This window comes from Alteromonas sp. McT4-15 (assembly GCF_020515205.1).
Lineage (GTDB): Bacteria > Pseudomonadota > Gammaproteobacteria > Enterobacterales > Alteromonadaceae > Alteromonas.
In genome coordinates this window covers 1-5,725 of record NZ_JAJALG010000067.1, presented here as the reverse complement: position 1 = coordinate 5,725, position 5,725 = coordinate 1, and the positions used below count along the sequence as shown (strand labels likewise).

General features: G+C 43.4%; 6 protein-coding genes and 1 tRNA gene. 6 read left to right on the top strand and 1 reads right to left on the bottom strand.

Annotated features, from left to right (window positions below):
• The first annotated feature begins 3 nt into the window (after window positions 1–3).
• From LHL20_RS20485 to LHL20_RS20470, 4 genes are all read left to right on the top strand, one after another.
• Window positions 4–95, top strand: a tRNA-Ser gene (locus LHL20_RS20485).
• Window positions 96–371: 276 nt separating this feature from the next.
• Window positions 372–800: a hypothetical protein gene (locus LHL20_RS20480; RefSeq protein ID WP_226434624.1), complete on the top strand. Its 429-nt coding sequence runs from the start codon at window positions 372–374 to the stop codon at window positions 798–800.
• Window positions 800–1,471, top strand: a complete 672-nt coding sequence (locus tag LHL20_RS20475) for a hypothetical protein (protein WP_226434623.1) — start codon at window positions 800–802, stop codon at window positions 1,469–1,471. The genes LHL20_RS20480 and LHL20_RS20475 overlap by 1 nt, the downstream gene beginning before the upstream one ends.
• A gap of 97 nt (window positions 1,472–1,568) precedes the next feature.
• Window positions 1,569–3,035 (top strand): DUF3360 family protein, encoded by a 1,467-nt coding sequence (locus LHL20_RS20470; protein WP_226434622.1) that lies wholly within the window; start codon window positions 1,569–1,571, stop codon window positions 3,033–3,035.
• Window positions 3,036–3,105: 70 nt separating this feature from the next.
• On the opposite strand, the gene LHL20_RS20465 is transcribed toward LHL20_RS20470, so the two are convergent.
• The gene (locus LHL20_RS20465; protein WP_226434621.1) at window positions 3,106–4,011 is read right to left on the bottom strand and encodes a LysR family transcriptional regulator; all 906 of its coding nucleotides are present in this window, start codon (window positions 4,009–4,011) and stop codon (window positions 3,106–3,108) included.
• Between the two features lie 148 nt (window positions 4,012–4,159).
• On the opposite strand from LHL20_RS20465, the gene LHL20_RS20460 reads away from it, so the two are divergent.
• Window positions 4,160–4,606 (top strand): DoxX family protein, encoded by a 447-nt coding sequence (locus LHL20_RS20460; protein ID WP_226434620.1) that lies wholly within the window; start codon window positions 4,160–4,162, stop codon window positions 4,604–4,606.
• A gap of 90 nt (window positions 4,607–4,696) precedes the next feature.
• Entirely contained in the window at window positions 4,697–5,509 is an 813-nt protein-coding gene (locus tag LHL20_RS20455) for a dioxygenase family protein (RefSeq protein WP_226434619.1), read from the top strand.
• Window positions 5,510–5,725 lie beyond the last annotated feature (216 nt).

Here is a 5,725-nt window from a genome sequence, read left to right as displayed (position 1 = left end):
TCAGGAGAGTTGGCAGAGCCCGGTTTAATGCACCTGACTTGAAATCAGACGTGGGGTCAAACCCACCGGGGGTTCGAATCCCTCACTCTCCGCCATATTAAAAAAAAACGCCTCACAGTAATGTGGGGCGTTTTTTTTTTGTCTGAAGGAAAATGCGGACTTGATAAGAATCCCGCGGGTTTGACCAATCGTCGGGAACGATTGGTGCCGCCGAAGGCGCCCGAAGGGGCGGGTACAGGATGTACCCGAGCACATCCCTCCGCCATATCCTAAAAAACCGCACATTGTTGCGGTTTTTTTGCTTTTTAGTATTTGAACTTTAAAGACTTTTATAATACGGTTTCGTTAGCGTTAGGTTCAAGGAAGACACCATGCAAGACGACACGAATAGTGTAAATAGCGCCAATTCAACTCAACGAGCCTTTGGTTTCTGGGTGCCTTTAGACACATCAGTGAGTCAAAACGATAAGGCCCTTCTGGCGTGCACATATCCTTTAGACACCCCCATCACGCATAGACAGTTAGCGGCGTGTATTCATGAAAAGATTATGACAGAAATCATGTCATCAAAGGTGACTCAAGAAGTACCTTCCTTTAGTGAGCAAATAAAACAGCTAGGCATTGGCCAATTTGCACATACTTTAACGACATCGGTCATGCAGATTGCGCTAAAGCTTGATATCGCGCACGAAAATAATTGCTGGCTAGCCGGTATTACGCCCGTTTCTAAAAGCCACGTGAAAAAGTCGCTTGAAACGTTTACTACTATTGCTCGTCTTCATGATAGGGCGGGTAGTTGATGAATCGGACGAGTCAAACCTTTTTACGCTCAGTCGTTCGTGTTGGAACATTGGCTATAGCTCTCACTGCACTTAGCGGTTGCGCGTCGTATATTGCCCATCGAATTGCAAACCCTGAAGCCAATGAAATTGAAGCTGACTTGAGTCAAATTGTTGAGACAAACCTAGCGTGTAGTGAGCCGCACAATTGTATTGAGCTATATGCCTTACGCCATTCTAAAAGCCACGCTAATGACGAAGGGTTTAGCATAGACCTGACGCTTAGTGGTGGAAACTCAACTACTAAATGGACATATGCAGGCACAATAGAGCCAATTGCGACGCAAGTTTTACAAAATGAGCTTATCATCATTTTTCCAGGCTATATGATGGAGCCACAGATCGTTGTTTTACTGCAACGTTGGTTAGCACACAAAACACGGATTTACATGTCATTAAAAGATGAGATTGTAGGCAGTAACATAGAGCTACCGGAATTGCTCAGGAAAGAAAGCGATATTGTTGTAAGGCAGTACTCGTCGCTGAGCCATATTCAGATGATGGCTATGATTAACGAAGCATTATTGACAGATTTTATAAGTGATATGACAGATACAACAGTTGATCAGAACGATACCGAGATAGTTGGCTCAATTTGCATCGAAGGGCAGCAAAACTGTGAGATCGATTGATGGCTTTATACTAAAGTATACGACCAGAGTCGCATTGTGACCTGTTGCCGACACCTTTAGGCTTTGCATTTTTTTTCGCGCAGTACGAAGGTGTTAAGTGTCAAACGAACAACCCAGCTATCAATCTCTTCACAAAGGCAGTTCAAACTTCAATAATCGAGAAGACTACCTCAATCATGAACTGCAAGTATTATCACCGAAGCGGTGGCGTCCTAACTTACCCTTTAAAGACTACGGTATTGAGTGGGAAGATCTCGTACCGGGTGTTGCCGCCACCATTGGTAAAATTGTTATGGTTGCCGCTGTAGTAGGGGCCTTTGCTGCGCCACTAGGCTTGTCCGCTGATTTTGTAATAGAAAATGTAAGATTTGAACTGCTTATAGCTGCGGTGCTTTTTGTAATCTTTGTCTCGGGTTTCCTCAATCCCTCTGCCAATTTGGCTGGTACACATGGTCCGCTACTACCGCTTATACCAATCATCGTAGCTTCTGGCGGTCATCCAATGGCGCTTGGCCTTCTAATTGGTTTTTTTGGTTTATTGTTGGGCATTACAAAAGGTGGAAGTGCGCTTGCTAAGCTAACCAGTAATGGTGTGTGCGGAGGTCTACTGCTGTATTTGGGATTTATTGGAATAACTGGCCAGGTTAAGAAGTTATTTGCATGGGCCGAATCTTTCGATATGGCATATCTTGCTTTTGTTGTGCTTATTGCCACCATATTGATGTATGCATGGTTAGAGCACATTCAAAAACGATGGCTAGCCATACCTTTAGGCGCAGCCATGGCCGCAGTGCTAGCGCTTGCATTAGGCGCACCTTTTGAATTCACTACAGCGCCAGGCATTCCACATTTAAACCCTTCGTATTGGTGGGGTGAGTCAAGTGGGTGGCAACTTGGGCTTCCTAGTCTTTCACACTTTATCGCTGTACTTCCTTTTGCAGTGCTGGCTGTGGCTATGTGGTCACCTGATTTCCTAGGACACCAAGTCTTTCAAAAACTCAGTTATCCTAAAAAGAGTGAAAGAGCGTTGATGGACATTGATGACACCATGATCGCAGCGTCTGGTAGGCAGGCGGTAGGAAGTATACTCGGTGGTGGAAACATTGCATCGTCTTGGGGGACGTACATAATTCCTGCATCCATTGCTCGTCGACCAATACCAGGTGGTGCATTGGTTACAGGTATACTATGCATCATTGCCGCATTGTGGGGATATCCAATGGATTTAGCGATTTGGCCACCTGTGTTGTGTGTGGCTTTAATTGTAGGGGTTTTTCTCCCCCTTATGGAAGCTGGCATGCAGATGACACGTGAGGGCAAAACTACCCAGTCTGCGGCATTAGTAGTTATTTCGTCGGTACTTGTTAACCCTGTTTTTGGTTGGTCATTTACCATGTTATTAGATAATTTAGGTTTGGTTGGATGTAAAGACCGAGCAGAAGAACTAGGTAAACGGGGGCGGTGGCTAATACCCGGTGTTACCTTTGTTGTACTTTGTATGGTGATGGCGCTTATTGGCATGTTTCCTGGGGTTCCAGCCATTATGGAAACATTTAGAACGTAGTGGCTACTTGATTTAACACTATGAACAGTGTGTTGTGGACAGTGATTTTCAACGCAGTGCTATTGAATAATCACTCGTCCCAATACGGCGTGTCTGCAAAATAAGCTTTTAAAAAGTCGATAAAAACACGCAGTTTATTGGAAACCAATTTTCTGTGGGGGTAAACGGCATAAAGCGCAATAGATTGTGGGACGAAGTCTTCTAATATTGGCACAAGCTCACCATTTTTTATGGCGTTGTATGCAATAAAGGTTGGCTGTAATACGTAACCGAGCCCATGTTTTGCAACGTCGGTAAGTACCTCTCCATTATTTGCTGTTAGGCGTGGAGTACGTTTTTGCGCATTAGCTTTGAGCGCTTGTATTAATTCAGAGTCGTCGTTGTCGTAATTAACAAAAGCGTATTCAAGGTAGTGATCTGGGTGAAGCTCTGATGGATGAGAAGGTGTACCGTACTGTTTCAAATAAGCCGGTGACGCGCAGAGAGTTAACTTTATTGTCGTTATTTTTATCGCCACCAGCGACGAGCTAGCTAGTTGTCCTGCTCTAAGCGCAACGTCAAAGCCTTCATCTACTACATCGACCTTTCTATCGTTTAATTGAAGGTTTACCGATACCTGCGGATGTGCCTGTTGGAACGCCCCTAAACAAGATGACAAATGAAGTGTGGAAAATGACACAGGTGCACTAACGTGTAAAACGCCTTTTGCTTGGGTGTTGAGTAAGCCCAACTGACCCTGCATGTCATCCATACTTTCAACTATGTGCCTAGCGTGTTGTAAGCACTGTTGCCCTGCTTCAGTGAGGTGAATTTTTCGTGTGGTTCGGTTAAATAGCCTTACATCTAATTGTTTCTCCAATTGGGCAATGTATTTGCTGACTAACTGATTAGAGGTATTAAGTTTTATTGAAGCTCTCGTAAAACTACCTTCAGTCGCCACAACGAGAAATGTTTTTAAAAGATCAATTCTGTCCATTGTATTTTACCCAATTGCAAACGTTTTGTTGGTAATCATTCAATATTTGACGTCTTTATTCAAATCATATTGGAAACTATTCTATATCCATACCGTTAGCCAACCGCGCTAACACGTGAAATGAAATCGAAATATTGAGGAAACGATCATGAACAAGCAACTACTAAATAAACTATTTACAACTAACGACAGCCTAGCGAATCTTGCACTACGTGTACCTACGGGGATTATTTTAGCTGCGCACGGCGCGCAAAAATTATTCGCATGGTTTGGTGGTTACGGTTTAGAAGGTACTGGTCAATGGATGGAAAGCATTGGTCTGGCGCCAGGCTTCTTGATGGCTTTATTGGCGGGCAGTGCGGAATTCTTCGGAGGTATAGCGCTGATTTTAGGTTTACTCACTCGACCAGCCGCTATCGTTAGTGCTTTTACTATGGTAATCGCTATTTTCAGTGTTCACTTTAGCAATGGTTTGTTCATGAGTAACAACGGTTACGAGTTCGCGTTGTCGTTGCTTGCCATTACCGTTGCCCTTGCTATACAAGGCGGCGGAAAGTTCTCTGTCGATAAAGCTATCGCAAGTAAATTTGAATAAACAGATCAGTGTGTTAAGCGGTAGAACGATTGTCTCTACCGCTTTTTTGTATCTACGTTTGTAACAATTAGCGATAGTGAAGGGTGTGTTATGACAAAATTAACAACCGCTTATATTTCTCATGGAGGGGGGCCATTGCCACTGCTAGGTGATAGCAGTCACACTGAAATGGTGACTACATTACAGCAGCTTGTTAGCGATATGGATAAGCCTGATTTGATTATTGTTGTTAGTGCGCATTGGGAAGCACCATTTGTTTCTGTACAGTCAAATGCAACCCCCGAGTTGTATTACGATTACTATGGTTTCCCTGATAAGGCATATAAAATTGCCTATCCTGCGAAAGGTAATACACATGTTGCTGAACACATTTGTGAGACGATTAGTCAAAATGGTATTGCATCGCAGCTAGATGGGGAGCGGGGCTACGATCATGGAATGTTTGTACCACTAAAAATAATGTATCCAAACGCTGATATCCCGTGTATTCAAGTATCACTTAAACAAACCCTTGAGCCTCAGATTCATCTCAAATTGGGTAGTGTTTTACGCGAAGCCATACTAAAAAGCGGTATCGATAATGTTCTTTTATTAGGTTCAGGTTCATCGTTTCACAATATGAGTGCTTTCTTTAAACGCGAGCAATCGTTGTATGAGCGCGCAGCGCAATTTGATTTGTGGCTGCAAGAAACAATGACAACTAAGTTTTTAGAGAATGAACATAGACTTGATGCATTAATTCATTGGCAAGATGCACCTGAGGCTACATTTGCCCATCCCAGAGAAGAGCATCTTTTACCACTTCATGTGTGCTACGGGGCAAATCAACGCGCAGCAGATAATTTTTACCGGCTAACGTTATTAGACAAACCTGCAAGCATGTTTCTGTGGCAACATAGCTAGCGTATATTACGAATTTCAAGTGGTTTAAAGCCAAATATTGAGCATATTGTTTATCAAATCAGCACTTGATTAGATTTACAGTAATTAGCGCTTTACACACATATTTTTTTCATTATTATACGCAGCACTTCAGGAGAGTTGGCAGAGCCCGGTTTAATGCACCTGACTTGAAATCAGACGTGGGGTCAAACCCACCGGGGGTTCGAATCCCTCACT

What these genes read in the sequence shown, in the direction of transcription:
- LHL20_RS20480 (WP_226434624.1), top strand. Translation starts at nt 372, where the DNA reads ATGCAAGACGACACGAATAGTGTAAATAGCGCCAATTCAACTCAACGA.
- LHL20_RS20475 (WP_226434623.1), top strand. Translation starts at nt 800, where the DNA reads ATGAATCGGACGAGTCAAACCTTTTTACGCTCAGTCGTTCGTGTTGGA.
- LHL20_RS20465 (WP_226434621.1), bottom strand. Translation starts at nt 4,011, where the DNA reads ATGGACAGAATTGATCTTTTAAAAACATTTCTCGTTGTGGCGACTGAA.
- LHL20_RS20460 (WP_226434620.1), top strand. Translation starts at nt 4,160, where the DNA reads ATGAACAAGCAACTACTAAATAAACTATTTACAACTAACGACAGCCTA.
- LHL20_RS20455 (WP_226434619.1), top strand. Translation starts at nt 4,697, where the DNA reads ATGACAAAATTAACAACCGCTTATATTTCTCATGGAGGGGGGCCATTG.